Source organism: Methylopila capsulata (genome assembly GCF_016907975.1).
Taxonomy (GTDB): domain Bacteria; phylum Pseudomonadota; class Alphaproteobacteria; order Rhizobiales; family Methylopilaceae; genus Methylopila; species Methylopila capsulata.
In genome coordinates this window covers 722,856-748,731 of the sequence record NZ_JAFBCY010000003.1, presented here as the reverse complement: position 1 = coordinate 748,731, position 25,876 = coordinate 722,856, and the positions used below count along the sequence as shown (strand labels likewise).

Sequence of the window (25,876 nt, the reverse complement as noted above, 5' to 3'; positions counted from 1 at the left end):
GCGCGTCTGTTTGAAGCGATCAGGCCCTAGCCGCGCTTCGTCTGGAACGGCTTCATGCCCTCGCGCGCCAGCTCGTCGGCGCGCTCGTTCTCCGGGTGGCCGGCGTGACCCTTCACCCAGCGCCAGTCGATCTGGTGGATCCGGATCGCGGCGTCCAGGCGCTCCCAGAGGTCCTGGTTCTTCACCGGCTTCTTGTCGGCGGTCTTCCAGCCGTTCTTCTTCCAGCCGAACACCCACTTGGTGACGCCGTCGCGCAGGTACTGGCTGTCGGTGTGCAGCACCACCTCGCAGGGCCGCGTCAGCGCCTCCAGCGCCGAGATCGCGGCCATCAGCTCCATGCGGTTGTTGGTGGTCGGGGCTTCGCCGCCCTTCAGCTCCTTCTCGACCCCGCCCTTGCGCAGGATCGCGCCCCAGCCGCCGGGGCCTGGGTTTCCGGAGCAGGCGCCGTCCGTGAAGATCTCCACCGGGCCGGGCGCGACCGGCTTCTCCGGCTCCGCCGGGCGGGCGGGAAGGGCGGCCGGCTTCGCCCGCGGCTTCTTCGACACGGGGCTCACGGCCGCCACCCGTAGTCGCCGAGCCCCGCCGCCTGCTGGTGGAAGCGCAGCTTCTTCAGGTATTCGAGCGGGTCGAGCTTCTTCACCAGCGCCCCCGGCGGCGTGTCGAGCCAGTCCACCAGCCGCGTCAGCATGAAGCGCAGCGCGGCGCCGCGCGCGAGCGCCGGCAGCGCCGCGGTCTCGGCCTCCGACAGCGGCCGCGCCGCATGGTAGGCGTCGAGCAGCGCGCGGCCCTTGGTGACGTTGAATTCGCCGGTCGTCTCGAAGCACCAGGCGTTGAGGCAGATCGCGACGTCGTAGGCGAAGGCGTCGTCGCAGGCGAAGTAGAAGTCGATCAGCCCCGACAGCCGGTCGCCGAGGAAGAACACGTTGTTCGGGAACAGGTCGGCGTGGATGACGCCGGAGGGCAGGGCGAGGCCCTCGAAGGTGGGGCCAAGCGCTGCGAGCTCCGCCGCGATCAGCGCGTCGAGGCCCGGCGCGACCGCGTCGCTCCGCCCGCGGGCGCTCTCCGCCAGGCGCCGCCAGCCCTCGACCGACAGCGCGTTAGGACGCTTGAGCTCAAAACCCTTGGCGGCCTCGTGCAGATCCGCCAGCGCGCGGCCCAGCTCCGCGCACTGCCGCGGCGTCGGCCGCCGCACCGAGACGCCATCGAGGAAGGTGACGAGCGCCGCCGGACGGCCGCACAGCTCCGACAGCAGCGCGCCGTCGCGCGCCGCCACCGGCTGCGGGCAGGTCACGCCGCGGGCGGCGAGATGCTCCAGCAGGCCGAGAAAGAACGGCAGGTCGTCCCGGTTCACTCTCTTCTCGTAGAGCGTCAGGATGAACCGCGCCTTGGTGGTCACCAGCAGGTAGTTGGTGTTCTCCACGCCCTCCGCGATGCCCTTGAACGAGACGGCCTCGCCGATGTCGTAGGCCTTGAGGAAGGCGGCGAGGTCCTCGTCGGGGACTTCGGTGTAGACGGCCATGCGGGGTCTCGGGTGAGGGGAGGGCGCACGGGCTGCTTAAGAGGTCGGCGCGCGGGCCGCAATGGGCGTTCGGGACCACGTGAGACGTCATGGTCCGGCTTGACCGGACCATCCACCTTCGACGTCGAGCGCGACGCTGAAAGTGGGTCCTCCGGTCAAACCGGAGGACGACGGGGAGCTTGGGGCCGCCGAGCGATCCCCCGAGCCAGCCAACGCTCGTGCCGTTAGACTTCCTGGCCGTACAAACGACGCTGCGCTGTGTTGATCGACAGCGGGTTCCAGTCGCGTTCCCGCTTCGTCTTCGGGAAATGTTTCCGCTTGGCTTCGAACCCGTAGAAAAGGGTGCCGTGGATGCCGTTGGCCTCTGTCTTCAAGATCGGGCGTTCCGCGAGACCGTCCAAAGCCTGAGGTTGTTTCTTACGGATGCGTTTCCACAGATCCTCTGCAAATTCGATGTCCTGTCCCGGACCAGGGAAGATGAGCGCAAATTCCTCGTCGGTCGCCTGAAAGATCGAGAATGTGCAGTTTTGAGCGCCGTCGATGATTTGAATGTTCTTCATGTCACTCCGCCGCCGGCGCCCGAAGCTCGCGGGGCAGCGGGAAGAACACGCTCTCGTCCGCCGTCGACACGGTCTCCACCGTCACCGCGTAGCGCTCGGCGAAGGCGTCGATGATCTCTTCCACCAGAATCTCCGGCGCCGAGGCGCCGGCGGTGACGCCGAGCGTGGCGAGTCCCGAAAACTCGTCCCAGTCGATGTCGGTCGCCCGCTGCACCAGCCGCGCCACGCGGCAGCCGGCGCGCTCGGCCACCTCGCGCAGGCGCTGAGAGTTCGACGAGTTCGGCGCGCCGACCACGACGAGCCCGTCGCACTCCGGCGCCACGCGCTTGACCGCCTCCTGGCGGTTGGTGGTGGCGTAGCAGATGTCTTCCTTGTGGGGGCCGTGGATCAGCGGGAAGCGGGCCTTCAGCGCCGCCACCACGTCGGCGGTGTCGTCGATCGACAGCGTCGTCTGGGTGACGTAGGCGAGTTCGGCCGCATCCGCCGGCAGCGCGAGGGCCGCGACGTCGGCCACGGTCTCGACCAGCAGCACGGCGCCCTCGGGCAACTGGCCCATGGTGCCGATCACCTCCGGGTGCCCGGCGTGGCCGATGAGCAGCACGAGACGCCCGCGCTTGTGGTGGATCTCCGCCTCGCGGTGCACCTTGGTGACCAGCGGGCAGGTGGCGTCGATCGCGATCAGGTTGCGGGCCTTCGCCGCGGCGGGCACCGACTTCGCCACGCCGTGGGCCGAGAACACCACCGGGCGGTCGCCGTCGGGCGCCTCGTCCAACTCCTCGATGAAGACCGCCCCTTTGCGCTTCAGGGCGTCGACCACGTAGCGGTTGTGCACGATCTCGTGGCGGACGTAGACCGGCGGTCCGAAGCGCACGAGGGCGGCCTCGACCACGTCGATCGCGCGCACCACGCCGGCGCAGAAGCCCCGCGGAGCGCACAGCAGAATGCGGAGGGGCGGCTTGTCGCTCATGGTCCGCTCAATGAGACAGGCGCCGAAGCGCGGGCCGTCGGGCGGGGACGGCGTTCGCCCCCGAGATGGGCCGCGCGGGCGGGGGGTGTCAAGGCGAGCCCCGCGCTTTCGCGGGCGGGAGCGCCTTGCTATAAAGCCCGCGCGCCGGGGCCTTCCCGCCCGCGGCGCCTGTTCCGGGGGCGAGGCGTATGCGTAGCGGCGACGGACGACGGACGACGGCCGGCACATTTATACTCGCGGGCGCCGCGGCGCTGGCGCTGTCCGCGTGCAGCACGGTGGGCGGCGACCAGCAGGCCGGCGCGCCGCAACAGGAGAGCGTCGCCACCAAGCTGCTGCTCGGCAACGCCAACCCGCCGCCGATCACGCCGCCGGTGGACGACGCCATCAAGCGCGAGTGTCCGCCGATCGAGATTCTGGACGGGACGGCGGCGTTCCGCGCCTATGATCCGCCCTCCGCGACCGACCCGTTCTCGGTGCGCTACCAGGCCAATCTGGTCGACACCGCGCGGCAGTGCTCCAGCCTCGGCGTCGAGGCGGCGATCCGGGTCGGCGTCACGGGCCGGGTGATTCTCGGGCCCAAGGGCGCGCCGGGCGCCTTCCGCCTGCCGCTGCGCGTGGCGGTGGTCGACGAGGCCGACAAGCCGATCTACTCGCAGGTCCACGTGATCGACGTCGTGGTGCCGGCCGGCCAGACCCAGGCGCAGTTCCCGCATCTCGAGCAGGACATCGTGGTGCCGATCCCGGAAAACCGCTTCCGCGGCTGGCGCATTCTCGTCGGTTACGACCCGAAGGGCGTGCCGGCCGCCGCCGGACGCCGCTCCGCCCGCCGCTGAGGCCGGGGACGCCGCGCGTCTTCGCTTCGTTCCGTACGCCCTCCGCCGCGCTGTCGCCGAGACTCCTATCGACGCGTGCGGCGGGAATTTCGGCGGACGCGCCGCCGAGCGTTTTCGATCCGGCCGCGCGCGGGCGAGATCGGAGAGGGGCGCTGCGCCCACGTCGCCGATCCGGGCGCGCGCGCCTTGGGGGTTCGCGGTCCGGGGCGCGCCGCGCGGGAGCCGCGCGTTTCTCCCCGGCCACCGCTTGACACCGTTCCGCCCGCTTCCTTATATCCGCCCGCGCCGCGGGGACGCTCATGCGACCCCGGCCGTGGCGGAGTAGCTCAGCTGGTTAGAGCAGCGGAATCATAATCCGCGTGTCGGGGGTTCGAGTCCCTCCTCCGCTACCATTTCAAGCCCACTGTGGCGGCCCTTCGGCGCCATCATCGGCGCGTCCGTCAGCTCCGCCATGGTGGCGCGGCATCCGATGTCTAGGGGTTTGCGGGGCGATCGGAGCGCTGTCTTTGTTCGGCGCCGCAAGCTCGCTCCGGATGCGGTCTCGCTTGGCCGGGATCTCGTCCATCCGCGGCTTGATGGTTTCCGGCTCGGTCGGCGCTGTCCGGGGACGCGACACGCCCGGCGCTCCGTCGCGCCGAGCGCGGTCGCCTGTTCAGCCCGAGATTTCCTCGAGCGACTTCCCCTTGGTTTCGACGCCGAGCGTCAGCACTGCGATCGCGGCGATCACGAAGGAGCCGGCCCCGAGCGCGAACACGCCGGCCGAACCAAGCGTCGGCAAGACCACGCCGATGACCGAAGGCCCGATCAGCGAGCCGATGCGGCCGACCGCCGAGGCGCAGCCCGCGCCGGTCGCCCGCGCGCGCGTCGGATAGAGCTCCGGCGTGTAGGCGTAGAGCGTCGACCACATGCCGAACAGGAAGAACTGCATGACGAGGCCGAACACGATCAGCATCGTGAACGACGGCGCGTTGCCATAGGCGAAGGCTGCGACCGCGGAGCCGATCAGCATCAGGGCGCACGTGCCCTTGCGGCCCCAGGCGTCGACCAGCCAGGCGGCGGTGATGAAGCCCGGAATGCCCGCGAGCGCGATCAGCACGACGTATTCGGTCGACTTGGTGTTGGTGAAACCCTGCGCCTGCAGCAGCGCGCCGAGCCACGTGGTGAGGCCGTAGAAGCCGAGCAGCGCGAAAAACCAGACCAACCAGATCATCACGGTGCGGCTGGCGTATTCGCCGGCCCAGAGCTCCATGAAGGAGAAGCGGCGCTGGCCCCGCGCTAGGGCCGCGACGGGCTTCGGCTCCCCGAGGCTGGCTCCGGCCGGCAGACGCTCCGCGACCTTCCGTTCGATGTGCGACATGACCTTCTCGGCCTCGTCCAGGCGGCCCCGGTCGGCGAGCCAGCGCGGGCTCTCCGGCACGAGGAAGCGCACGACGAACAGGAACAGCGCCGGGATCGCCTGGCACAGGAACATCTCGCGCCAGGTGAAGTGCGTGAGGAACAGCCAGCTGAGCAGGCCGGCCGCGATGAAGCCGATCGGCCAGAACCCCTCGAGGATCGCGAGGTAGCGGCCGCGCTTCGCCGTCGGGACGAACTCCGACACGATCGCCAGCGCGACGGGGAACTCCATGCCCATGCCGAAGCCGAGCAGCAGACGGGCGTAGCCGAGCGTCGTGGGATCGGGCGCGAAGTAGCACCACAGGCTGCCCGCGCCCCAGAAGATCATCGAGATCTGGAACACGAGCTTGCGGCCGATGCGGTCCGCCGCCATCCCGGAGATCGCCGCGCCGAGGAACATGCCGAGAAAGCTCATCGACGACAGGAATCCGGCCTGCGCGGTCGAGAGGTTGAACTCGGTCTTGATCGAACCGAGCAGGAAGGTCAGCGAGCCGAGGTCGATCGAGTCGAAGAACCAGGCGGTCGCGATGATCGCGAAGATCATCTTCTGGTAGCCCGTCATCGGCAGGCGATCGAGCCGCGCCGCGATCATCACGTCGCTCGCCGTCGTGGCCGACGACGTCCCGGCAGGCGCGGCGGCGCCTCCCGCTGGCAGCGAGATATCCGTCATGGCCGCATCCTCCCCCGGTTGCGTGGCTCGAAGCTCGGACCCTTTGGGCCTCTTACCCCCAACGCTATTTCCGCAGAGACAGAGATGCAACTGATATATTAGTGGCCTTCCAATCCTTCGCCCTTCTCTTTTTGGGTGGTCGGCGGCGTGCTAAGTCAGCCTTCTTCGACGACCCAAACCGCCCCAAGGAAACCGGGAAGCCATGAGCGTGACGAAGGTGCGATCGCGTCCGCCGCGCGCTGCGGCGGCCAAGCGTCCGGCGGTCGAGCGTCCCGCCGCAGAGCGCCCCGCGCCGGCGCAGCCCGCGGACGGCGGGACGTTGACCGACCGGGCCTATGTGATCCTGGAAGAGCTCATCACCACCCTGCAGCTTCCGCCCGGCGTCTTCCTGAGCGAGATGGCGCTCGCGCAGAGGCTCGGCTTCGGCCGGACCCCGATCCGCGAGGCGCTTCAGAGGCTCGCGCGCGACGGCCTGGTGATCGTCGCCCCGCGCCGCGGCATTCTGGTCTCGGAGGTGAACCTGAAATCGCAGTTGCGCCTGCTCGAGACCAGGCGGGTGCTCGAATCCCTTCTGGCGCGGCTGTCGGCCGAACGGTCGGACGCCGGTGAGCGGTCGCGTTTCGCGGCGATCGCGCAGGGCATGCGGGCCGCGGCGGCGGCCGCCGACGACCTCGCCTTCATGCGGCTCGACCGCGAGTTCAACGACCTGGTCTCGGCCACGGCCCGCAACGAGTTCGCGGCGCGCGCGATGTCCAACATGACCGCCCTGTCGCGCCGCTTCTGGTACCAGCATTACAAAGAGGTCGGCGACCTCGGGCTCTCGGCGCGGCTCCACGCCGAGGTCGCCGAGGCGATCGCGGCGCGCGACGGCGCGGCCGCGGCCGCGGGATCCGACCGGTTGATGGACTACATCGAGAGCTTCGCCAGGAAGACGCTCGACGTCTGACGTCGTCTGGTCAGAAGCAGATCCCGGACAGAAGGACCGCCGTCAGACCTGCCGGCGGTTCTCGACCATGGCGGCGAACTTCTCGTATTCCGCCTCGTTGACCCCGTACGAATGGTCGTCGTCGGGAAATGCGCCGGCCTTGACCTCGCGCACATACTCCTTGATCCCCGCCACCGCGACCTCGGTAAGCCGCGCGTAGCGCTTGGTGAACTTGGGCTTGAAGTCGGTGAAGACCCCGAGCAGGTCGTGGCAGAGCAGGATCTGGCCGTCCGTGCCGACGCCGGCTCCGATGCCGATCGTGGGGATCGTCAGCTGCTCGGAAATGAGCTTTGCGATCCGCGCCGGCACCGCCTCGAACTCCAGCATGAAGCAGCCGGCGTCTTCGATCGCGAGCGCGTCCTCGAGGATCTTGAAGGCCGCGTCCGCGGTCTTCCCCTGGATCTTGAAGCCCCCGAAGGTCGCGACCGTGTGCGGCGTCAGGCCGATATGGGATGCGGTCGGGATTCCCGCGTCGACCAGCGCCTTCAGGATCTGCGCCTGGCTCTTGCCGCCCTGCGGCTTCACGGCGTCGGTGAGCGCCTCCTGCATGAAGCGCGTGGCGTTTACGAGCGCCCGGTCGATCGTGTTGTAGCTCTGGTAGGGCATGCAGCCGAGCGTGAACGTGTCGGGCGCGCCGCGGCGGATCGCCTGCGCGTGCATCACCATCATGTCCATGGTCGCGGGGATGGTGTTGGCGTGGCCGTGCGCGATCATCGCGAGGCTGTCGCCCACCACCGCGACGTCGACGCCCGCCATCTCCGCCCATTTGGCGGAGGTGTAGTCCGGCACCGACATGTAGACCATCTTCTCGCCGGTGGCCTTGGAGGCGCGGATCTGCGTCACGGTGCGCTTCTCGCGCTTTTCTGACGACGGAGCTTCGGTCATATCGACTGCTTTCAGGAGGGATCGGCGCGTGAGGCGACGGGAGGCCGGGGCGCTTCGCGCCTGCGGCGTTCGCCGTCGGGGAACGACCCTCCGGGCGGATCCGCGGGGCCGTGCGACGGACGCGTCGCGGCGGCTAGGCCGCACCGGCGTCGTAGGTCGAGACGACGTCGTCGATGTCGGCCGTCGACATCTCCCACTCGTTCTGGAAGTTCGCCACCACGTCCCGCATGAAGCGCTCGGTCAGCGCCTCGGCCCGCGTCCCGTCGCCGAAATGATCGGTGAGAATCGCAAACGCCAGTTGCCGCGGGGCCGGACCCTCGTAGCTCCATTCGAAGTCGGCGCCGGCGTAGTCCTTGAGGTCGTCGCGCGGCTGGAGCGGTTCGCCGTCCACGGTCACCAGAATGCCGTCGATGGTGCGGTCGCCGATGTAGGTCTTCATCGCGCGCGCCCCTTCGCGTCCCGGCCCGCCGGCGTGTTGTCGGCCTTGGACCGCATGACCTCGGGGAAGATCCACAGGCTGACGCCCGTGAACGGCCCGAGGAACAGCAAGGCCATCTGGGGCCCGGTCTTGCCGAGATGCCCCATGTAGAACCAGCCCGCGGCCGCGGCGAGCAGCACCACGATCGTGAGCCCCATCTTCACCCGAAATGGCATCGTCTCCTCCCTTGTTGTCGTAGGTTGTCAGGCGGCGTAGACGCCGCCGACGACGTGCAGGAGCGCGATCGCGAGAACCGTGACGGCGAGGAGGATCGCCAGTCCCGCCGCGCCGTCGCGCCAGCGCTCCGGCCACATGTTGAAGATCCCCGGCGCGAACAGGAACGCGAAGCCCGCCACGATCACGATGCTGGTCCAGCGAAGCTCGGCCGCCGCGTAGATCCCGGTCCCGACGGCGAGCGCGAGAAACGCCAGAGCGTTGACGATCGCAAGCGGGACCCCGGCCGGATGGACCTTAAGATCGTCGCGGGTGGACAGCGGAAAGGCCCCGGCCAGCACGTAGAAGCCCAGCCCCGCGACGCTTGCGAACAGCGCAAACCATGCGAGCGCCCCCAGGTTCGGTTCGATCATGTCCATTGGGTTCCGGCTCCTCCGTGCGGGGGCCCGACGCAATCGTCGCGCCGATCGACGTCATTCGGCGGGCTGCGCGTAAGCCTTCTGGGGCGCGGCTCCGGGAGCCCGCGGCGTGCGCGCGGTCTTCCGCATGTCCGTCTTCACATGCTTGGTCGAGTAGCCGTTGAACAGCGTCCCGATCAGGCCACGGTTGAGGTCGGAGGTGCCGAACAGCCAGTCCATGATCGGGAACGTCAGGTTCATGTTGCGCTCCATCATGATCGACTGGTCGTGATGGGCGGTGTGGTGCCGCCGATTGGTGTTGATGAACGGCATGTTTCTGACGAACCAGTTGTCGTCGACGTGGCAGCAGAAGTGCATAAACTCGTAGATCATGTAGATCGACGTCGTTGTTGTGATGAACAGCCAGCTGACGTTTGCGGTGAACAGCCAGCCGAGCACGATCGCGCCGGGAATCGACATCAGCGTGAAGGCCGCGAGCGCGTAGGGCGGAAAGAACGTCACCCGGTAGTCGCGGTGGTCGGCGAACCGCATCTCGTGCTCGGTGAAGAACTGGTGATGCTGCAGCGTGTGGCGATTGTAGACCGCGCGCGCGACCGGGTTCTTGGACGGCCGGTGCATGACGTAGCGGTGGATCCACCACTCGACGAAATTGCAGAACAGAAAGGTGACCGGAACGGTCGCAAGCTCCGCCCAGGACGGAGCGTCGAGGTTCGACAGGTAGATGTAGAGGGCCGTGAAGCCGATCACGTAGATGATCGCGATGTGCAGCAGGCCATTGTACCAGCCCGCCACGCGCTGCCGGTAATTTGCCCGGTAGGCGCGCTGCCGTTCGGACATGGTTGTCTGGGTGAGTTCCATGAGCTCCTCCTCGTCAGGCGCGCAGCCGCCCGCCGCGTCGTTGGACACTGATATATCATTCGCGTATCAAGAAAGCTAGAACCGGAGAACCGCGGCGCCGGACGTTCTCGTCCCGCGGCGCGAGCGTGACGGGCCCAGGGCGGCGGACGACCGCAAGGATCGGAGGCGCGGCGTTGGGAGGGGCGTGACGCGAGAGGATAGAAGGTTCCGCCGGCGCCCTTGGCGCGCGGTCCGCACGTCGTCCTCCTCTCCCTGCAAGGGCCGGCGGCAGGCGCGCGAGCTCGATCCGGTCGGACAGCGGACACGCCGCTTCGCGGACGGCCTGACGATCCTTCTGACGAGAACGGCCGGCCGCTTCTCAGGCTCCCGTGGTTTCGAGCCGCGCCGCCTTCTGCGTCGCGCGAAGGAAGGCCGCGATGAAACATAAGCCGAGGGCGAGCACGATCGTCGGCGCGGGGGCGCTGTCGATGAAGAAGGACAGATAGACGCCGGCGAAGCTGCCGAGAACGGCGACCACGATGGCCACGACCGTCATCGCGCTGAAGCGCCGCGTCAGAAGGAACGCGATCGCGCCTGGGGCGATCAGCATGGCGACGGCGAGGATGATGCCGACGGCCTTGAGCGCGCCGACGACGGTGAGCGAGATCAGGCCGAGCAGGCCGTAATGCAGCAGGCCGACCCGCAAGCCCACGGCCCGCGCCTGCGCCGGGTCGAAGGCGTGCAGGAGGAAGTCCCTCCACTTCAGGCCCAGGATCCCCGCCGTGACGGCGGCGATCACGGCCGCCTCGCCGATGTCGCGCCAGGCGACTCCAAGCATGTCGCCGAACAGGATGTGGTCGAGATGAACGTCCGGCCTGATCTTGACGTAGAGCACGAGCCCGAAGCCGAACATGCCGGAGAACACGACGCCCATCACGGTGTCCTGCTTGATGCGGCTGTTGTCCTTCAGGAAGCCGGTGGCGACGGCGCACGTCATGCCGGCGGCGAAAGCCCCGACCGCGTAGGGCAGGCCGGCGACATAGGCGATCACCACGCCGGGAAAGACGGCGTGGCTGATCGCATCCCCCATCAGCGACCAGCCCTTCAGCACGAGGAAGCAGGAGAGGAGCGCCATCGGGACCGCCATCAGCGTCGAGATGGCGAGGGCGTTGATCATGAAGTCGAACTGGAAGGGCGACAGCAGCGTCTCGACGAAGCTCATCGCGTGGCCTCCAGCGCCTGGCCGGCGCGCCGGCGGGCCGCCAGCACGCCGTGTTTCGGCGCGAAGACGAACGCGGCGAGGAAGATCGCGGTCTGGAGCACGACGATGATCCCGCCGGTCGCGCCGTCGAGGAAGTAGCTCGCATAGGCGCCGACGAAGCTGGTCGCGGTCCCCATCACGACCGCGATGACCAGGAGCCGTGGAAAGCGGTCCGTGAGCAGGTAGGCCGTCGCGCCGGGCGTCACCACCATGCAGATGACCAGAAAGGCGCCGACCGTCTGGAGCGCGGCCACCGTCGAGGCCGACAGCAGCGTGAAGAACATGATCTTGAGCAGGGTCGGGTTGGGGCCGATCGTGCGGGCGTGGTTCTCGTCGAAGAACGTCGCCATCAGATCCTTCCATTTCGCGAGCAGGATCGCGAACGACGTGAAGCCGATGATCGCAAGCTGAAGCGTGTCCTCGGGCGTGATGGCGAGGATGTTGCCGAGCACGATGGTCTGGATGTTCACCGACATCGGCGACAGCGACGCCATGAACAGCCCGAGCCCGAAGAAGCAGGAGAAGATCAGCCCGATGATGGCGTCTTCCTTCAGCTTCGTCCGCTGGTTCAGGAACAGCATGGCGGCGGCCGCGAGCCCCCCGGAGAAGAAGGCGCCGATCGAGAACGGCAGTCCGAGCATGTAGGCGCCGGCGACGCCGGGCACGATCGCGTGCGAGAGCGCGTCCCCGATCAGCGACCAGCCCTTGAGCATCAGGTAGCAGGACAGGAAGGCGCAGACGCCGCCCACGAGCGCCGACACCCACATGGCGTTCAGCATGTAGCCGTAGCCGAAGGGCTCGAGCAGCGCCGCGGTCATGGCCGCTCCTCGTCGAAGCTTTCGAGCCTGCGCGCGGTCGCGCGCCCCTGCTGGATGATGAGCGGGCGCTCGTCGTCGGTGAACACGCCGAACGGCGTGGGCGCGCAGCCTTTCGCGTCGTTCAGGACGAGGTGGCGGAGAACGCCGCCGAACGCCCGCTCCAGGTTCTGCTGCGTGAAGGTCTCGGCGGTCGGCCCGCAGGCCAGAACCGTGCCCTTGACCAGGATGGCCCGGTCGCAGAACTCCGGCACGGAGCCGAGGTTATGGGTCGAGACCAGCATCACCCGGCCTTCGTCCCGAAGCTCGCGCAACAGCGCGATGATCTGATCCTCGGTCTTGACGTCGACGCCCGTGAAGGGTTCGTCGAGCAGGATCACTCTGCTGTCCTGAGCCAGCGCGCGGGCGAGGAAGACGCGCTTCTTCTGCCCGCCGGAGAGTTCGCCGATCTGGCGCTTGCGGCAGTCGCTCATGTTCACGCGGGCGAGCGCCGCCGAGACCGCCTCGTGATCGGCGGCTTTCGGGATGCGCAACATCCCCATGCGGCCGTAGCGGCCCATCATGACGACGTCCTCCACCAGCACGGGGAAATTCCAGTCGACCTCCTCGGCCTGGGGCACATAGGCGACCAGGTTCCTGCGCAGCGCCTCCGCGACCGTCATGCCGAGCACGCGGATCTCGCCCCTGGCGAGGCGCACGAAGCCCATGATGGCCTTGAACAGGGTCGACTTGCCCGAGCCGTTGACGCCCACGAGCGCGGCGATCGTCCCAATCGGGATTTCGAAGCTCGCGTCGCGCAGCGCCGTGTGCCCGTTGCGATAGGTGACGGTCGCGTTTCGGACCGCGATCCCCGAGCCCGCATCCGAAGATGCGGGCCGGGCGAGATCGTCGACCTGGGCCGTCACTGCGTCAGCCCCTTGGCCAGTCCCTTCTCGATCGTGTCGGAGGTCACCCGCAGGAGGTCGATGTAGGTCGGAACCGGGCCCTCCGCGTCGCTGAGCGAGTCGACGTAGAGCACGCCGCCGTAATGCGCGCCGGTCTCGCGCGCGACCTGTCGCGCTGGCTTGTCCGACACCGTGCTTTCGCTGAAGACCGCGGCGATCTTCTCGGCGTTTACGGCGTCGATCACCTTGCGCACCTGCTGGGGCGTGCCCTGCTCGTCGGCGTTGATCGGCCAGAGATAGAGCTCCTTCAGCCCGAAATCGCGCGCCAGATAGGAAAAGGCGCCTTCGCTCGAGACGAGCCGGCGCTTGTCTTCGGGGATCTGGTTCAGCTTCTCGCGGATCGGCGTGATCGTCGCCGCGATCTTGACCTTGTAGGCTTCCGCGTTCGCCTTGTAGGTCTCGGCGTTGTCCGGATCGTTCGCCACGAAGGCGTCGCGGATGTTGTCGACGTAGATCAGTGCGTTCTTCGGCGACATCCAGGCGTGCGGGTTGGGCTTGCCCGTGTAGGGCCCCTCGGCGATGCTTATCGGTTCGACGCCCTTTGAGACGACCGCGTCCGGCACGCTCCTGAGATTCACGAAGAACTTCTCGAACCAGAGTTCGAGGTTGAGGCCGTTCCACAAGACGAGCTTCGCGCCCTGCGCCCGGCGGATGTCGCCCGGCGTGGGCGCGTAATTGTGGATCTCGGCCCCGGGCTTCGTGATCGACTCCACGACCGCCGCGTCGCCGGCGACGTTCCTCGCCATGTCAGCGATGACGGTGAAGGTCGTCACCGCCTTGAATTTCTCCGCCTCGGCCAGCGCGGGGCACAACCCCGCCAGAGCGGCCCCCACGATGGCCGCTCCCGCCCAACGCCTCGAGCCCCTCAACATCCACGTCTCCATTTTGCAAGTGACTTGCAAAAGCATCATCGTGGCGCACGCGAGAAACTGCAAGTGCAAACTATTTGCAAAAATGGCTTGCAGCGATCGCCGCTCGTCCGCGTGTTCGGTCTCGGCGTTTGGGGGTTCAGCCACGACGCAGGACTCGAGGGGCGCGCTATGGGCCGGGTTCACCATGGGAGCGCCCCGACGACAGCGGTCGTTCGAGCGAAACGGCATAGTCAAGAGAGCCCGAGGGCGCCGGCCAAGCGCACGGCGTCGACCAGAAGACTGCCGCGAGGTGAAAGAAGCGGCCTCGGTCGCCGATCTTCCGGCAGGTCCGCGAGAGCCAGCCTCGACGGTGTCGTCGGGCGATGAGGAGGGGGGCGTGTGTCGCCTTCCGGCGACACACGTTGCTGCCTCGACGGCTGCCTCGGCAGCCGCAGTGGATCAGTTCATGTGTTCGCGGAACCAATCGGCCGCGTGGCCGACGGTGCGGTCGACGACGTCGGGCTGGTCGTAATACTGGAAATGGTTGGTGCCGTTTTCCCAGATGAGCTTCTTGTCCGGGGTCGGGATCGACTCAAAGTGCCGCCGCGCCGCTACCGGGTTCATGCAACTGTCGGAATGGACGACGAGGGCGGGTTTGTTGAGCTTCGCTACGCCGGGAACGGTGGTGTAGTCGAAGTGGTCAAGGTCGCTCATGATGGCGTAGCGGTTTTCCCACCCCTTGAGCGTCCAAGGACCGTACCAGCTCCACACCAGCGGGCCGGGTAGCCCCGCTTCCGAGCCGGTCTTGCGATCGCCCAGCTCTGGATCGACCAGAGGCCTGTAGACGACTTCGCCGGTCGCCTCGTAGCGGGCCTTGGCGTCTCGTGCGCGTTCGAGCCGGGCGGCCAGCAACGCGTCCAGTTCCGAAGGCGTCGGAGCTGTCGCCGTGTCGAACGGGTTTTCCGTGACGCCGGCGGCGATCATGAAGAGGTCGGTCTCGCGGTCGCGATAATATCCTGTGACCGAGGCGACTGCCTTGATCCGATCATCGTAGGAAGCGATATCGAGCATCTCCGGTCCGCCCTGGCAGACACCGAGTCCGAAGACCTGCGCCGGATCGACATCGGGACGGGTCAGGAGATAGTCGAGCGCCGAGCGGGCATCCTCATTCTTCATCTTGGGGTTTTCGAGCCGCCGCGGCATGCCCCCGCTCTCGCCCACGGTGCGCGGATCGAAGGCGAGCGCAAGAAACCCCTCGTCGGCCAGCCGCGTTGCATAGTGGGTCGGCGCCTGTTCCTTCTCGAAGGAATAGGGTCCGAGCAGGACGACCGTCGGGAACGGACCGTCGCCCTTCGGACGATAGACGACGCCGACGACATCTTCACCATGCGAGGGAAAGGTCACCTTCTCAGGGGTGTAGTTGCCGTGTTTGGCCATGGCGTTTTCCTCCTGTTCAAGCTGCCTTCAACGTAAGCAAACTTGACTGTCTTAACAATCTATCCAATTCTTGACATCAAGATGAATGGCGTTCAACAATCCAAGGCTGGCGACCTTTTCGCGCTCAGTGTGTTCCTTGCGGTCGCCGCCCGTCGCAGTTTTCAGGCGGCTGCAATCGAACTCAACGTGACGAGATCAGCGGTCAGTCATTCGGTGAAGAGTTTTGAACAGCGCCTCGGCGTGCGTCTGTTCAATCGAACGACTCGGAGCGTGTCTCTAACCGAGGCCGGCGAGCGGCTTGCCGCAAAACTTCGTCCGGCGATGTCGTCGATCACGGAAGCGCTGCAGGAGGTTGACGATTTTCGGGCGAGCCCCAGCGGCACGGTGCGGATCAACGCCAGCGACGTGGCGATCCGCATGATCCTGCGGCCGATACTGGCTCGTTTCCGACACGCTTATCCGCAGGTTCACCTTGATATCGTCACCGATGGCAGGCTCGGCGACATCGTCGCCGAGGGGTTCGATGCGGGCATCCGGCTGGCCGAGGCGGTGCCGCAGGACATGATCGCGGTTCGCCTTGTCGACACAGTGCGGTTTGCCGCCGTCGCTTCACCGGATTATCTCGCGGCGCGTGGGCGACCGACCGTGCCGCAGGATCTGTATCAACATGATTGCATCCGCTTCCGCTTCGAAAGCGGCGCGATCTACCGGTGGGAGTTCGAGCGTCACGGCATTGCCGAAACCATCAACGTCGACGGGCCGCTCACCCTGACCGATCAAATCCTGATGGCGGAGGCGGCGATCGACGGGATCGGGATCGCCTTCGTGCCCGATTTTCTCGTGATGGACGCAATTGACGACCGCCGGCTCGAGCGCGTGCTGGGCGAATGGTGCCCATCTTTCCCGGGCGTATGCCTTTATTATCCGGGGCGTCGGCATGTTTCGTCCGGCCTGCGTGCGCTGATCGATACGATCCGCGGTGATGGAGGATCGAAATCGGACTGACTGTTCGATGAGGGGCGCCGGCCCTAAGCCTCACATTCCGACCGGACACAATCCGGCGGACCCCTCACCTCGTCACAACCTTCCTCGCCGTCGTCCACATCGCGGCGATCGCCAGCTAAGCGCCAACCGGCTGCGTCGCCTCACGTCGCGGGCAAGGCGCGGAGCCGTCTTCATCATCATTGGCGAAGTCGTGACGGAGCAGGCCTGCGCGTCCGAGCGGGGCCCCTTGCCAACCGGCGGGCGCATCCGTTATGTGACGTTATAACGTTACGTAATGGGTGCGCCATGGCCGACCACCGCCTGCCAGTCACTGTCCTTTCGGGCTTTCTCGGCGCCGGAAAGACCACGCTTCTTAACCACATCCTGAGAAACCGCGACGGCTTGAGGGTCGCGGTGATCGTCAACGACATGTCCGAGGTCAACATCGACGCCGATCTCGTGCGGGCCGGAAGCGCCGAGCTGTCGCGCGGCGACGAAAAGCTCGTCGAGATGACCAACGGATGCATCTGCTGCACCCTGCGCGACGACCTGTTGACGGAGGTCCGGCGGCTCGCCGGGGAGCGGCGGTTCGATCATCTCGTGATCGAGTCGACGGGGGTCTCCGAGCCGCTTCCCGTCGCCGCCACCTTCGACTTCCGCGACGAGGACGGCGCCTCGCTGTCGGACGTCGCCCGGCTCGACACCATGGTGACCGTCGTGGACGCCGCGAACCTGCTGCGCGATTTCTCGAGCCGCGACTTCCTGAAGGACCGCGGCGAGACCGCCGGCGACGGCGACGTCCGGACGCTTGTCGACCTTCTTACCGAGCAGATCGAGTTCGCGGACGTCGTCGTCCTGAACAAGGCGGCCGAGGTGGACGTGGGCCTTAAGGCGACGGTCCGGGGCGTGATCCGCTCGCTCAACGGCGACGCGAAGATCATCGACGCCGATTTCGGCCGCGCGCCGCTTGCCGAGGTGCTCGGGACCGGACGCTTCGATTTCGATCGGGCGCGTCGAAACCCGCTCTGGGTCAAGGAGCTTTTCGGGTTCAGGGACCATGTCCCCGAGACCGAGGCGTACGGCGTCTCGAGCTTCGTCTTCCGGGCGCGCCGTCCGTTCGAACCCCAGCGTTTCGCCGACTTTCTGGCGCGGGATTGGCCGGGGCTCGTGCGCGCCAAGGGGCATTTCTGGCTCGCGACCCGGCCGGACTGGGCGGGCGAGATGTCGCTGGCCGGCTCGATCTGCCGAACGGAAGCCGGCGGGACCTGGTGGGCGGCGACCCCCCGCGAGCGCTGGCCGCAAGCCGACGAGTGGCGCGCATGGCTCGACGCCCGCTGGGACGAGACATGGGGCGATCGCCGGCAGGAGCTCGTGTTCATCGGGGTGGGGCTGCAGGAAGCGCCGATCCGCGAGGCGCTCGAAGCCGCGCTCGTCGGACCGGACAAGCCGACCGAGCAGGACTGGACGGCCTTCGCCCGGCTGCCCGACCCGTTTCCGGTCTGGACCAGGGACGCGGCCTGAACAGTCTCGGTCCGGACGCGGGTCCTGACCACAACGATCATAAGCTATCTATCGGGGACATAATGAACATCTCTCAGCGGACGAGGAGCGGGCTCCTCGCGACGGCGGCGTGCGTCTGCATGTCGGCAGGCGAAGGGCGCGCGCAGGAGGCGACGGAGCTCGAGGAGATCTTCGTCACGGCGCCCAGCCCGATACGGTCCGGCGGGCGGCCCGCGGGCGGGTCGGACCTCGACGGCGTGCTGCCGGTCGTGACCGACGCGTTTGCGCCCGTCACGGTCGTGCCGCGGGACGAGATCGTCCGGCGCCAGCCGTTCTCGCTGGGCGACGCGCTGCGCGACAAGCCGGGCCTCAGCGGCTCAACCTTCGCGCCGGGCGCCGCCGACCGCCCGATCATCCGCGGGCTCGAGGGCCAGCGCGTCCGCATCCTCGAGAACGGCCTCGGGGTGCACGATGTGTCGGCGCTCGGCGAGGATCACGCCGTCCCGGTGAACCCGCTCGTCGCGGATCAGATCGAGGTGATCCGCGGCCCGGCGACGCTGCGCTACGGCTCGTCCGCCATCGGCGGCGTGGTGAGCGTCGAGAACGGGCGGATCCCGCAGGCCGAACCGGCCGGAGGCTATTCGGCGGAAGCCATCGCCGGCCTGTCGTCCGTGGACCGGGGGCGCTCGGTCGCCGCGCGCATCGACGCGGGGCACAACGGCTTCGTGCTCCACGCCGACGGCTTCGCCACGAAATCCGGAAACTACGACACGCCGGACGGGCGGCAGGCCAACTCCGCGACGCGTTCGACGGGTGGGGCGGTGGGCCTCTCAAAGGTCTTCGACCGCGGCTATATCGGGCTGTCCTACAGCCATTACGACGCGTTCTACCACGTGCCCGGCGGCGAATCCGCGGAGCTGAACACGCGGCTCGATCCCCGGCAGGACAAGCTGCAGGCCCAGGGCGAATACCGTTTCGAGGGCGGTCCCTTCGAGGCGGTGCGCTTCTGGATCAACGCGTCGCGCTACAAGCACCGCGAGCTCGGCCTCGAGGAGCATGATCATGACCACGGCCATGACCATGACCATGAGGAGGCCGCGGAAGACGGCGTCCATGGCGTCTTCCGGAACCGTGAAGCCGAGGCGCGCGTCGAGCTGCAGCATGCGCCCGTCGCGCTGTCGTTCGGCGGCCTGACCGGCGCGTTCGGCGTCCAGGCCGGCCGCGGCAAGCTCAAGACCTCGGGCGAGGCGGAGGGGCTGATCGCGCCGACCGAGACCAAGACGGTCGCGGCCTACGTGTTCGAGCAGCTCGACGTCGGCGGCGGGTTCAAGGTCCAGGGCGCGGCCCGCATCGAGCACGCCGACGTCGACGGAACCGCGACGACGTTCCCCGGCCTTCTGCCGGACGGAAGCGATCCGGTGAACCGGGGCCGCGACCGGCGCTTCACCCCTGTCAGCGGGAGCATCGGCCTGCTGCAGCATCTCCCGCACGGCTTCGTCGCGAGCCTGACGGGGCAGTATGTGGAGCGCGCGCCGAGCGGGCTCGAGCTGTTCTCGCGCGGCTCGCACCACGCCGCCGGCCTGTTCGAGATCGGAAATCCGAACCTGAAGCTCGAGAAGGCGACGTCCGTGGAGCTCGGCCTGCGGCGGGCGGAAGGACCGCTGCGGCTCGACGCCAGCGCCTACTACACGCGCTACAGCGGTTTCATCTATCGCCGTCTGACGGGCGTCCAATGCGGCCACGACTTCGACAGTTGCGGCGAGGAGGACGAGTTCGACCAGAGCGTCTATTCGCAGAAGAACGCCAGGTTCTACGGCGCCGAGATTTCCGCGCAGTTCGACGCGGTGACCATGGGGCGCCACGTCTTCGGCGTGGACGGCCAGTACGACTTCGTTCGCGCGAAGTTCACGGACGGCGCCAACGTCCCGAGAATCCCGCCGCATCGGCTCGGGGGCGGCGTGTTCTGGCGCAGCGAGGACGGCTTCTACGCCCGCGTCGGCCTGCTGCACGCCTTCGCGCAGTCCAGGACCGGGGAGCTGGAAAGCCGCACGCCCGGCTACGACAACCTCAAGGCCGAATTCAGCTACACGCGCGCCTTCAACCGGGAGGCGACGCGGATCACCTCGATCACGGTCGGTCTCGTCGGCGACAACCTGCTGAACGACCGGATCCGGAACGCGGCCTCGTTCAAGAAGGACGAGATCCTCCTCCCGGGCGCCGGGGTGAGGGCTTTTGTCCGCGCGAGGTTCTGACCCAAAGGTTGCGGCGCAAGCCAGACGGGCTGCCGGTCAATCAGCCGCGAAGCTGGTCGAACGCGAGAGCGCATCCCAGGCGTCGAGTTCGATCTTCATCGTTTCGAGCTTCTGTTCGACCAGCCCCAGCGCGTCATCGCCCAGGAACAGCCGGACTGGCGGAGTCTCAGCTCCGACCAGCGCGAGCAGCGCCTGCGCGGCCTTTGCCGGGTCGCCGGGCTGGTTGCCGCTCTTGGCCTGCCTGGCGACGCGGATCGGATCCATGACTGCGTCATAGTCGGCTATGGAGCGCGGCGAGCGGTCCATGGATCGGCCGGCCCAATCCGTGCGGAACTGGCCCGGCGCGAGCGCCGTCACCCGTATCCCGAAACCCGCCAATTCCTTGCCGAGCGCTTCCGAAATGCCCTCCAGAGCGAACTTGCTGCCGCAGTAAAAGGTGATGCCCGGCATGGTGATGAAGCCGCCCATGGAGGTGACGTTGACGATATGGCCGCGGCGCCGTTCGCGCATCCCGGGCAGCACCGCCTTGATCATCGCGACCGGACCAAAGACGTTGGCCGCGAACTGACGCTGGAGCGCATCCATGGAGGATTCCTCCAGCACGCCCTCATGACCGTATCCGGCATTGTTCACCAGCACGTCGATGACGCCGAGGTGCCGCTCGGCATCCGCCACAGCCGCCGGGACGGCGTCGAAATCGGTCACGTCGAGCGCCAGTGGGGTGAGCGCGGCCAGGAGCATGTGCGGCAAAGGCTTCGGCGTCACCGGTCCGCCGCACCGTGCCGATCACCCGATGGCCGGCGTGCAGCGCGCCTTCGGCAAACGCGCGGCCCAAGCCCGAGCTGACACCTGTAATGAGGAAGGTCTTCGAAGCGATGGTCGCCATGGGCAACTCCCGTTGAAAATTTAATATATCATGATATAGATATCAGCATGGCAAGTGACAAGATCAAGCCCTCTCCCACCGGCGTCAGGGGCGAGCCGCTTCGTCAGCGCGTAATCGACGCCGCCGAACGGCTGCTTCGCGACGGCAAAGCCGATTTCTCGATGCGCGACCTCGCCGCCGAGGCCGGCGTCAGCTTTGCGACGCCGTTCAACCAGTTCGGGAGCAAGGCGGCGATCATGCAAATGCTCTCCGCGCGTCGGATCGATACGATGGAAAGCCGCTTTGTCGCCGCGCCGCCGCTGACGGACGCCGCCGAGCGCGTCCTGCTGGCGATCGATACGGCGGCCGCCGTGATGCTGGAGGAGCCGGAGGTCAACCGCGCGGTCATGGGCTGGCTTGGCGCCGCCAGTTCTTCGCCCGGACAGGTCTGGACGCGCTCGACGGCGCTCTGGACGCTCGCGCTGGGCGCGGGGGACGGGCTGATCGCGGCGCGGCGGGATCAGGCGCTACGTAGCTTGCCGGGACAACTGGCCTTCGCCTTTCGTGGGGTGCTGTCGTTCTGGACTGCGGGCGAACTGCTCGATGAGGCGCTTGCACCGAGTGCGCGAGAGCTCGCGAGCACCCTGTTGCTTGGCTTCACGGAAGGGCGTGGCAGACGCGGGTAGCGGTCTGAGCCTCCGTCACGACGTCGCCAACGACAGCCAATTTCTGCATCCTATGTCGACGGCGGCGAAAGGAACGCGCCGACCTTCGCTGCGCGTTCGATCGCGAGTGCCGGCGCTGACGTCGACATGCACTCGTGCGGGCCGGCGCGATCGGCGTCGGCTCGGGAACGGCGGCGCAGGACGTCGAGGTCGCGCGCGCGGCTCTCGCAGCGGTCGGGGCGGAAGGTCCGACCCTCTGAGAACGCGCCTGCTCCCTCCGGGCGGTCGGTTCGTGCGACTGCGCGGCTGTCCCAACGCAGCTTTAACGCTCGATGGCCGAGCCCCCTCTCCAATCCCAACGTGCGTCAGTGCCAGGTTCCAGACGCGGCGACCCGCCGCTGCGGAGCGTGGAACACGATGGATTTCTTGATGCTCTTGGCCGGCGTTGCGGCCTTCTCGGCGCTCGCCGGGTACACGCTCGTCCTTGAGCGGCTGTGACATGACGGTCCTCGGACTGCCCGTCCTCGACGCCGCCCTCGGCGCGAGCGCCGTTCTCGCCGTCGCCGCGGTCTTCGTGGCCGCGCTGCTGCGTCCCGAGCGCTTCTGAAGCAGCGGCGCTGCGCTTTTCGGATCTCAAAGATGACAATCAACGGCTGGATGCAGATCGCGCTGTTCTGCGCGCTCGTCCTCGCGCTCACGCGTCCCCTCGGCGGCTTCCTCGCCCGGCTCTACGCTGGCGAACGCACGTTTCTCCATCCCGTGATCGGGCCAGTCGAGAGCGGTTTCTATCGGCTTTCCGGCGTCCGGCCAGGGGCTGAGCAGGGTTGGGCGTCCTACGCGTTGGCGATGCTCGCCTTCAATCTCGCGGGCTTCGCCGCGGTCTACGGGCTTCTGCGCCTGCAGGGCGTCCTGCCGTTCAACCCGCAAGGGTTTTCCGGCGTGACCCCCGACCTCGCGCTCAACACCGCGATCTCGTTCGTGACCAACACGAATTGGCAGTCCTACGGCGGCGAGGCGACGCTGTCCTACGGCTCCCAGATGTGGGCGCTGACCGTGCAGAACTTCGTCTCCGCGGCGACCGGCATGGCGGTCGCCGTCGCGCTGGTGCGCGGCTTCGCGCGCCGGTCCGCCGGGGGCCTCGGAAACTTCTGGGCCGACCTGACGCGATCGGTCCTCTACGTCCTGCTGCCCGCCTGCATCCTGCTCGCGCTGGTCTATGCCGCGCTCGGCGTCCCGCAGACGCTCGAGCCTTATGTCAGCGCCAAGACGCTCGAGGGCGCCGAGCAGACGATCGCTCTCGGACCGGTCGCGAGCCAGCTCGCGATCAAGATGCTCGGCACCAACGGCGGCGGCTTCTTCAACGCGAACTCCGCCCATCCCTTCGAAAACCCGTCGGAGCTCGCCAATCTGATTCAGATGGTCTCGATCTTCGCGATCGGAGCCGCGCTCACCAACGTCTTCGGCCGCATGGTCGGGGACGAGCGTCAGGGCTGGGCGATCCTTGGCGCGATGGGCGCGCTGTTCCTGGCCGGCGTCGCGCTCGTCTACTGGGCGGAAGTGGGCGCCAATCCGATCCATGCCGCGCTCGGGCTCGACCCGGCCTCCGGCAACATGGAGGGCAAGGAGGTCCGCTTCGGGATCGCGCTGTCGGCGCTGTTCGCGGTGGTCACGACGGCCGCCTCCTGCGGCGCGGTCAACGCCATGCACGACAGTTTCTCGGCGATCGGCGGGCTGATCCCGATGCTCAACATGCAGCTCGGCGAGGTGATCGTCGGAGGCGTCGGCGCGGGGCTTTACGGCGTTCTCCTGTTCGCCGTGGTCGCGGTGTTCGTCGCCGGGCTCATGGTCGGGCGGACGCCGGAGTACGTCGGCAAGAAGATCGAGTCGCGCGAGGTGAAGCTCACCATGCTGGCGCTGCTCTGCTCGCCGGCGGCGACCCTGATCGGGCTCGCGATCGCGTCCGTCAGTCCGCTCAGCCTCGCAGGGCTGCAGGAGAGCGGCCCGCACGGCTTCTCCGAGATGCTCTACGCGACGACTTCGGCCGCGGCCAACAACGGCTCGGCCTTCGCGGGCCTCACCGCCAACGCGCCGTTCTGGAACATCCTGCTCGCCGCCGGAATGATGATCGGCCGTTTCGCGCTGATCGTGCCGATGCTCGCGGTCGCGGGGTCGCTCGCCCGCAAGCCGGTCGTCCCGGTCTCGGCCGGCACCTTCCCGACCCATGGGCCGCTGTTCGTCGGGCTGCTTGTGGGCGTGATCCTGATCGTCGGCGGCCTCACCTATTTCCCGGCGCTGACGCTTGGCCCGGTCGCCGACGCCTTCGCGACGGCCGCAGGCGCGACGTGGTGACGCCGTGCCCCACGACGCCCGCCCGTTCCGCATTCGCTACGCCGAAGCCGCCGGCGCCCTGAAGCGCCGGCGCGCGGCGCGCGTCGTCCTTCTGCTTGTCCTGTTCGTCCTGTTCGCCAGCGTGATCGGAGCGTTCTCCGCGCCTCACGCCGATGCGGACCTCATCTGGTCAGACCCATGTCAGCACAGACCCGCTCCCTGTTCGATTTCGCACTGATCGCGCCGGCGCTCGCCTCCGCGGCGCGCAAGCTCGACCCCCGCCAGATGATCCGCAATCCCGTGATGTTCGCGGTCGAGATCGCGGCGGCGGTCGCCGCCGTCCTTTTCGCGCGCGACCTCGCCTCGGGCGGAAGCGCCGCCTTTTCCGGCCAGCTCACGTTCTGGCTTTGGCTCACCGTCTATTTCGCGACCTTCTCGGAAGCGATCGCCGAGGGCCGGGGCAAGGCCCAGGCCGACGCGCTGCGGCGGACGCGCTCGGAGACCATGGCGAAGCGTCTCCTCGGCGACGGCGTCGGCCTCGAGGAGATCGCCGCGGCCGCGCTGAAGGTCGGCGACGTCGTGCTGGTCGAGCCCGGCGACCTCATCCCCGGCGACGGCGAGGTGATCGAAGGCGTCGCGACCGTGGACGAGAGCGCGATCACCGGCGAAAGCGCGCCGGTGATCCGCGAGTCCGGCGGCGACCGCTCGGCGGTGACGGGAGGCACGAAGGTGCTGTCGGACCGTATCAAGGTGCGCATCACCGCCGCGAGCGGCTCGAGCTTCCTCGACCGGATGATCGCGCTGGTCGAGGGCGCCGAGCGCGCCAAGACCCCGAACGAGATCGCCCTCACCATCCTGCTCGCGGGCCTCAGCCTGATCTTCGTGCTGGCGGTCGCGACGATCCCGGCTTTCGCGTCCTACGCCGGGGGCGTGGTTCCCGTGATCGTGCTCGTCGCGCTGTTTGTGACGCTGATCCCCACCACGATCGGCGGCCTGCTCTCGGCGATCGGCATCGCGGGCATGAACCGGCTGGTGCGCTTCAATGTGCTCGCCATGTCCGGGCGCGCGGTCGAGGCCTCGGGCGACGTCGACGTTCTGCTGCTCGACAAGACCGGCACCATCACGCTCGGAAACCGCCAGGCGGCCGAGTTTCTGCCCCTGCCGGGGGTCCGCCCGAGCGAACTCGCGGACGCCGCGCAGCTCGCGAGCCTCTCGGACGAGACGCCCGAAGGACGCTCGATCGTGGTGCTCGCCAAGGAGGCGCACGGCCTGCGGGGCCGCGAAATGGGCCCGCTCGAGGCGACCTTCATTCCCTTCACCGCCCAGACCCGCATGAGCGGGGTCGACATGGGCGCCTCGAAGATCCGCAAGGGCGCGGCCGAGGCGGTCATCGCCCATGTGAAGCAGCTTGGCGGGACCATCCCCGCGGAGCTCGCCGAGATCGTCGAGCGCGTCGCGAAGGCCGGCGGCACGCCGCTGGTCGTGGCGCGCGACGCGCAGCCGCTCGGCGTCGTCTATCTCAAGGACATCGTCAAAGGCGGCATCCGCGAACGTTTCGCGGAGCTTCGGGCGATGGGCATCCGCACGGTCATGATCACGGGCGACAACCCGATGACCGCGGCCGCGATCGCCGCGGAGGCCGGCGTCGACGATTTTCTGGCCGAGGCGACGCCCGAGATGAAGCTCGCGCTGATCCGGAGGGAGCAGGCCGGCGGGAAGCTCGTCGCCATGTGCGGCGACGGCACCAACGACGCGCCCGCGCTCGCCCAGGCCGACGTCGGGGTGGCGATGCAGACCGGCACGGTCGCGGCGCGCGAGGCCGGCAACATGGTGGACCTCGACTCGGACCCCACCAAGCTCATTGAGATCGTCGGCATCGGCAAACAGCTGCTGATGACCCGCGGCGCCCTCACCACCTTCTCGATCGCGAACGACGTCGCGAAATACTTCGCGATCCTGCCCGCGATGTTCGTGACGCTCTACCCGTCGCTGGGCGCGCTCAACGTCATGGGGCTCGCCTCGCCCGAGAGCGCGATCCTCTCCGCCATCATCTTCAACGCGCTGATCATCGTGGCGCTGGTGCCGCTCGCGCTCCGGGGCGTCAGCTACACGCCGTCCAGCGCCGCGGCGCTGCTGCGGCGGAACCTTCTCGTCTACGGCCTCGGCGGCCTGATCGCGCCCTTCCTCGGCATCAAGCTGATCGACATGGGCGTCTCGGCGCTCGGTCTCGCGTGACGCCTATCCCGCTCCTG

The 25,876-nt window shown here is 67.9% G+C and carries 23 protein-coding genes, 1 tRNA gene and 1 pseudogene; 9 read left to right on the top strand and 16 right to left on the bottom strand.

The genetic code is table 11. The features are described 5' to 3' along the window. Window positions 1–26: 26 nt before the first annotated feature. From rnhA to ispH, 4 genes are all read right to left on the bottom strand, one after another. On the bottom strand, window positions 27–464 hold the full coding sequence (gene rnhA, locus JOD31_RS14685; RefSeq protein ID WP_204951426.1) for a ribonuclease HI: 438 nt from the start codon (window positions 462–464) through the stop codon (window positions 27–29). An 86-nt stretch (window positions 465–550) separates the two neighbouring features. After that, window positions 551–1,519, bottom strand: a complete 969-nt coding sequence (locus JOD31_RS14680; RefSeq protein WP_204951167.1) for a homoserine kinase — start codon at window positions 1,517–1,519, stop codon at window positions 551–553. 224 nt (window positions 1,520–1,743) lie between these two features. Then, window positions 1,744–2,079, bottom strand: a complete 336-nt coding sequence (locus JOD31_RS14675) for a hypothetical protein (RefSeq protein WP_204951166.1) — start codon at window positions 2,077–2,079, stop codon at window positions 1,744–1,746. 1 nt (window position 2,080) lies between these two features. Then, window positions 2,081–3,046, bottom strand: a complete 966-nt coding sequence (gene ispH, locus JOD31_RS14670) for a 4-hydroxy-3-methylbut-2-enyl diphosphate reductase (protein WP_204951165.1) — start codon at window positions 3,044–3,046, stop codon at window positions 2,081–2,083. A 188-nt stretch (window positions 3,047–3,234) separates the two neighbouring features. On the opposite strand from ispH, the gene JOD31_RS14665 reads away from it, so the two are divergent. Together JOD31_RS14665 and JOD31_RS14660 are read left to right on the top strand one after the other, a co-directional pair. Further along, the gene (locus JOD31_RS14665; protein ID WP_204951164.1) at window positions 3,235–3,879 is read left to right on the top strand and encodes a hypothetical protein; all 645 of its coding nucleotides are present in this window, start codon (window positions 3,235–3,237) and stop codon (window positions 3,877–3,879) included. A gap of 315 nt (window positions 3,880–4,194) precedes the next feature. Next, window positions 4,195–4,271, top strand: a tRNA-Met gene (locus JOD31_RS14660). A 260-nt stretch (window positions 4,272–4,531) separates the two neighbouring features. On the opposite strand, the gene JOD31_RS14655 is transcribed toward JOD31_RS14660, so the two are convergent. Then, entirely contained in the window at window positions 4,532–5,944 is a 1,413-nt protein-coding gene (locus JOD31_RS14655; RefSeq protein ID WP_204951163.1) for an MFS transporter, read from the bottom strand. Between the two features lie 202 nt (window positions 5,945–6,146). Here JOD31_RS14655 and JOD31_RS14650 point away from each other — a divergent pair, with 202 nt between their 5' ends. After that, window positions 6,147–6,890 (top strand): GntR family transcriptional regulator, encoded by a 744-nt coding sequence (locus JOD31_RS14650; RefSeq protein ID WP_204951162.1) that lies wholly within the window; start codon window positions 6,147–6,149, stop codon window positions 6,888–6,890. 42 nt (window positions 6,891–6,932) lie between these two features. Here the strand turns inward: JOD31_RS14650 and panB are convergent, their stop codons facing one another. From panB to JOD31_RS14600, 10 genes are all read right to left on the bottom strand, one after another. Next, window positions 6,933–7,814: a 3-methyl-2-oxobutanoate hydroxymethyltransferase gene (panB, locus tag JOD31_RS14645; protein ID WP_204951161.1), complete on the bottom strand. Its 882-nt coding sequence runs from the start codon at window positions 7,812–7,814 to the stop codon at window positions 6,933–6,935. Between the two features lie 133 nt (window positions 7,815–7,947). After that, entirely contained in the window at window positions 7,948–8,253 is a 306-nt protein-coding gene (locus JOD31_RS14640) for a DUF6166 domain-containing protein (protein ID WP_204951160.1), read from the bottom strand. Beyond that, window positions 8,250–8,468, bottom strand: coding sequence for a hypothetical protein (locus JOD31_RS14635; protein WP_103119670.1), 219 nt, complete (start codon window positions 8,466–8,468; stop codon window positions 8,250–8,252). Before JOD31_RS14635 ends, JOD31_RS14640 begins: the two co-directional genes overlap by 4 nt. 27 nt (window positions 8,469–8,495) lie before the next feature. Then, on the bottom strand, window positions 8,496–8,885 hold the full coding sequence (locus JOD31_RS14630; protein ID WP_204951159.1) for a hypothetical protein: 390 nt from the start codon (window positions 8,883–8,885) through the stop codon (window positions 8,496–8,498). A gap of 54 nt (window positions 8,886–8,939) precedes the next feature. After that, complete coding sequence (locus JOD31_RS14625) at window positions 8,940–9,743, bottom strand: sterol desaturase family protein (protein WP_204951158.1); 804 nt, start codon at window positions 9,741–9,743, stop codon at window positions 8,940–8,942. A 358-nt stretch (window positions 9,744–10,101) separates the two neighbouring features. Beyond that, window positions 10,102–10,944: a metal ABC transporter permease gene (locus tag JOD31_RS14620; RefSeq protein WP_204951157.1), complete on the bottom strand. Its 843-nt coding sequence runs from the start codon at window positions 10,942–10,944 to the stop codon at window positions 10,102–10,104. Next, complete coding sequence (locus JOD31_RS14615) at window positions 10,941–11,801, bottom strand: metal ABC transporter permease (RefSeq protein WP_204951156.1); 861 nt, start codon at window positions 11,799–11,801, stop codon at window positions 10,941–10,943. The genes JOD31_RS14620 and JOD31_RS14615 overlap by 4 nt, the downstream gene beginning before the upstream one ends. Then, window positions 11,798–12,703, bottom strand: a complete 906-nt coding sequence (locus JOD31_RS14610; protein ID WP_204951155.1) for a manganese/iron ABC transporter ATP-binding protein — start codon at window positions 12,701–12,703, stop codon at window positions 11,798–11,800. Before JOD31_RS14610 ends, JOD31_RS14615 begins: the two co-directional genes overlap by 4 nt. Next, on the bottom strand, window positions 12,700–13,614 hold the full coding sequence (locus JOD31_RS14605; protein ID WP_204951154.1) for a metal ABC transporter substrate-binding protein: 915 nt from the start codon (window positions 13,612–13,614) through the stop codon (window positions 12,700–12,702). The genes JOD31_RS14610 and JOD31_RS14605 overlap by 4 nt, the downstream gene beginning before the upstream one ends. Before the next feature lie 438 nt (window positions 13,615–14,052). Beyond that, window positions 14,053–15,030, bottom strand: a complete 978-nt coding sequence (locus JOD31_RS14600; RefSeq protein WP_204951153.1) for an alpha/beta hydrolase — start codon at window positions 15,028–15,030, stop codon at window positions 14,053–14,055. A gap of 81 nt (window positions 15,031–15,111) precedes the next feature. On the opposite strand from JOD31_RS14600, the gene JOD31_RS14595 reads away from it, so the two are divergent. From JOD31_RS14595 to JOD31_RS14585, 3 genes are all read left to right on the top strand, one after another. Beyond that, window positions 15,112–16,035, top strand: a complete 924-nt coding sequence (locus JOD31_RS14595) for a LysR family transcriptional regulator (protein ID WP_204951152.1) — start codon at window positions 15,112–15,114, stop codon at window positions 16,033–16,035. 285 nt (window positions 16,036–16,320) lie between these two features. Then, window positions 16,321–17,535 (top strand): GTP-binding protein, encoded by a 1,215-nt coding sequence (locus JOD31_RS14590; protein WP_204951151.1) that lies wholly within the window; start codon window positions 16,321–16,323, stop codon window positions 17,533–17,535. A gap of 119 nt (window positions 17,536–17,654) precedes the next feature. After that, entirely contained in the window at window positions 17,655–19,766 is a 2,112-nt protein-coding gene (locus tag JOD31_RS14585; protein WP_204951150.1) for a TonB-dependent receptor, read from the top strand. 36 nt (window positions 19,767–19,802) lie between these two features. Here the strand turns inward: JOD31_RS14585 and JOD31_RS14580 are convergent. Continuing rightward, a pseudogene (locus JOD31_RS14580) lies at window positions 19,803–20,652 on the bottom strand (oxidoreductase). A 47-nt stretch (window positions 20,653–20,699) separates the two neighbouring features. On the opposite strand from JOD31_RS14580, the gene JOD31_RS14575 reads away from it, so the two are divergent. The 3 genes from JOD31_RS14575 to kdpB all read left to right on the top strand — a co-directional run bounded on the left by JOD31_RS14575 (window position 20,700) and on the right by kdpB (window position 25,859). Further along, window positions 20,700–21,317 carry a TetR/AcrR family transcriptional regulator gene (locus JOD31_RS14575; RefSeq protein WP_204951149.1) on the top strand — a complete coding sequence of 206 codons (618 nt, stop codon included), beginning with the start codon at window positions 20,700–20,702 and terminating at the stop codon, window positions 21,315–21,317. A gap of 618 nt (window positions 21,318–21,935) precedes the next feature. After that, entirely contained in the window at window positions 21,936–23,645 is a 1,710-nt protein-coding gene (gene kdpA, locus JOD31_RS14570; RefSeq protein WP_204951148.1) for a potassium-transporting ATPase subunit KdpA, read from the top strand. A 177-nt stretch (window positions 23,646–23,822) separates the two neighbouring features. Further along, window positions 23,823–25,859 carry a potassium-transporting ATPase subunit KdpB gene (gene kdpB, locus JOD31_RS14565; RefSeq protein WP_204951147.1) on the top strand — a complete coding sequence of 679 codons (2,037 nt, stop codon included), beginning with the start codon at window positions 23,823–23,825 and terminating at the stop codon, window positions 25,857–25,859. Window positions 25,860–25,876: the final 17 nt, after the last annotated feature.

Coding starts and splice junctions, on each gene's coding strand:
- JOD31_RS14590 (WP_204951151.1), top strand. CDS start 16,321: ATGGCCGACCACCGCCTGCCAGTCACTGTCCTTTCGGGCTTTCTCGGC.
- JOD31_RS14665 (WP_204951164.1), top strand. CDS start 3,235: ATGCGTAGCGGCGACGGACGACGGACGACGGCCGGCACATTTATACTC.
- JOD31_RS14575 (WP_204951149.1), top strand. CDS start 20,700: ATGGCAAGTGACAAGATCAAGCCCTCTCCCACCGGCGTCAGGGGCGAG.
- JOD31_RS14625 (WP_204951158.1), bottom strand. CDS start 9,743: ATGGAACTCACCCAGACAACCATGTCCGAACGGCAGCGCGCCTACCGG.
- JOD31_RS14630 (WP_204951159.1), bottom strand. CDS start 8,885: ATGGACATGATCGAACCGAACCTGGGGGCGCTCGCATGGTTTGCGCTG.
- JOD31_RS14655 (WP_204951163.1), bottom strand. CDS start 5,944: ATGACGGATATCTCGCTGCCAGCGGGAGGCGCCGCCGCGCCTGCCGGG.
- JOD31_RS14640 (WP_204951160.1), bottom strand. CDS start 8,253: ATGAAGACCTACATCGGCGACCGCACCATCGACGGCATTCTGGTGACC.
- panB (WP_204951161.1), bottom strand. CDS start 7,814: ATGACCGAAGCTCCGTCGTCAGAAAAGCGCGAGAAGCGCACCGTGACG.
- JOD31_RS14650 (WP_204951162.1), top strand. CDS start 6,147: ATGAGCGTGACGAAGGTGCGATCGCGTCCGCCGCGCGCTGCGGCGGCC.
- JOD31_RS14680 (WP_204951167.1), bottom strand. CDS start 1,519: ATGGCCGTCTACACCGAAGTCCCCGACGAGGACCTCGCCGCCTTCCTC.
- ispH (WP_204951165.1), bottom strand. CDS start 3,046: ATGAGCGACAAGCCGCCCCTCCGCATTCTGCTGTGCGCTCCGCGGGGC.
- JOD31_RS14605 (WP_204951154.1), bottom strand. CDS start 13,614: ATGTTGAGGGGCTCGAGGCGTTGGGCGGGAGCGGCCATCGTGGGGGCC.
- kdpA (WP_204951148.1), top strand. CDS start 21,936: ATGACAATCAACGGCTGGATGCAGATCGCGCTGTTCTGCGCGCTCGTC.
- JOD31_RS14675 (WP_204951166.1), bottom strand. CDS start 2,079: ATGAAGAACATTCAAATCATCGACGGCGCTCAAAACTGCACATTCTCG.
- JOD31_RS14615 (WP_204951156.1), bottom strand. CDS start 11,801: ATGACCGCGGCGCTGCTCGAGCCCTTCGGCTACGGCTACATGCTGAAC.
- kdpB (WP_204951147.1), top strand. CDS start 23,823: ATGTCAGCACAGACCCGCTCCCTGTTCGATTTCGCACTGATCGCGCCG.
- JOD31_RS14635 (WP_103119670.1), bottom strand. CDS start 8,468: ATGCCATTTCGGGTGAAGATGGGGCTCACGATCGTGGTGCTGCTCGCC.
- JOD31_RS14600 (WP_204951153.1), bottom strand. CDS start 15,030: ATGGCCAAACACGGCAACTACACCCCTGAGAAGGTGACCTTTCCCTCG.
- JOD31_RS14585 (WP_204951150.1), top strand. CDS start 17,655: ATGTCGGCAGGCGAAGGGCGCGCGCAGGAGGCGACGGAGCTCGAGGAG.
- JOD31_RS14595 (WP_204951152.1), top strand. CDS start 15,112: ATGAATGGCGTTCAACAATCCAAGGCTGGCGACCTTTTCGCGCTCAGT.
- JOD31_RS14620 (WP_204951157.1), bottom strand. CDS start 10,944: ATGAGCTTCGTCGAGACGCTGCTGTCGCCCTTCCAGTTCGACTTCATG.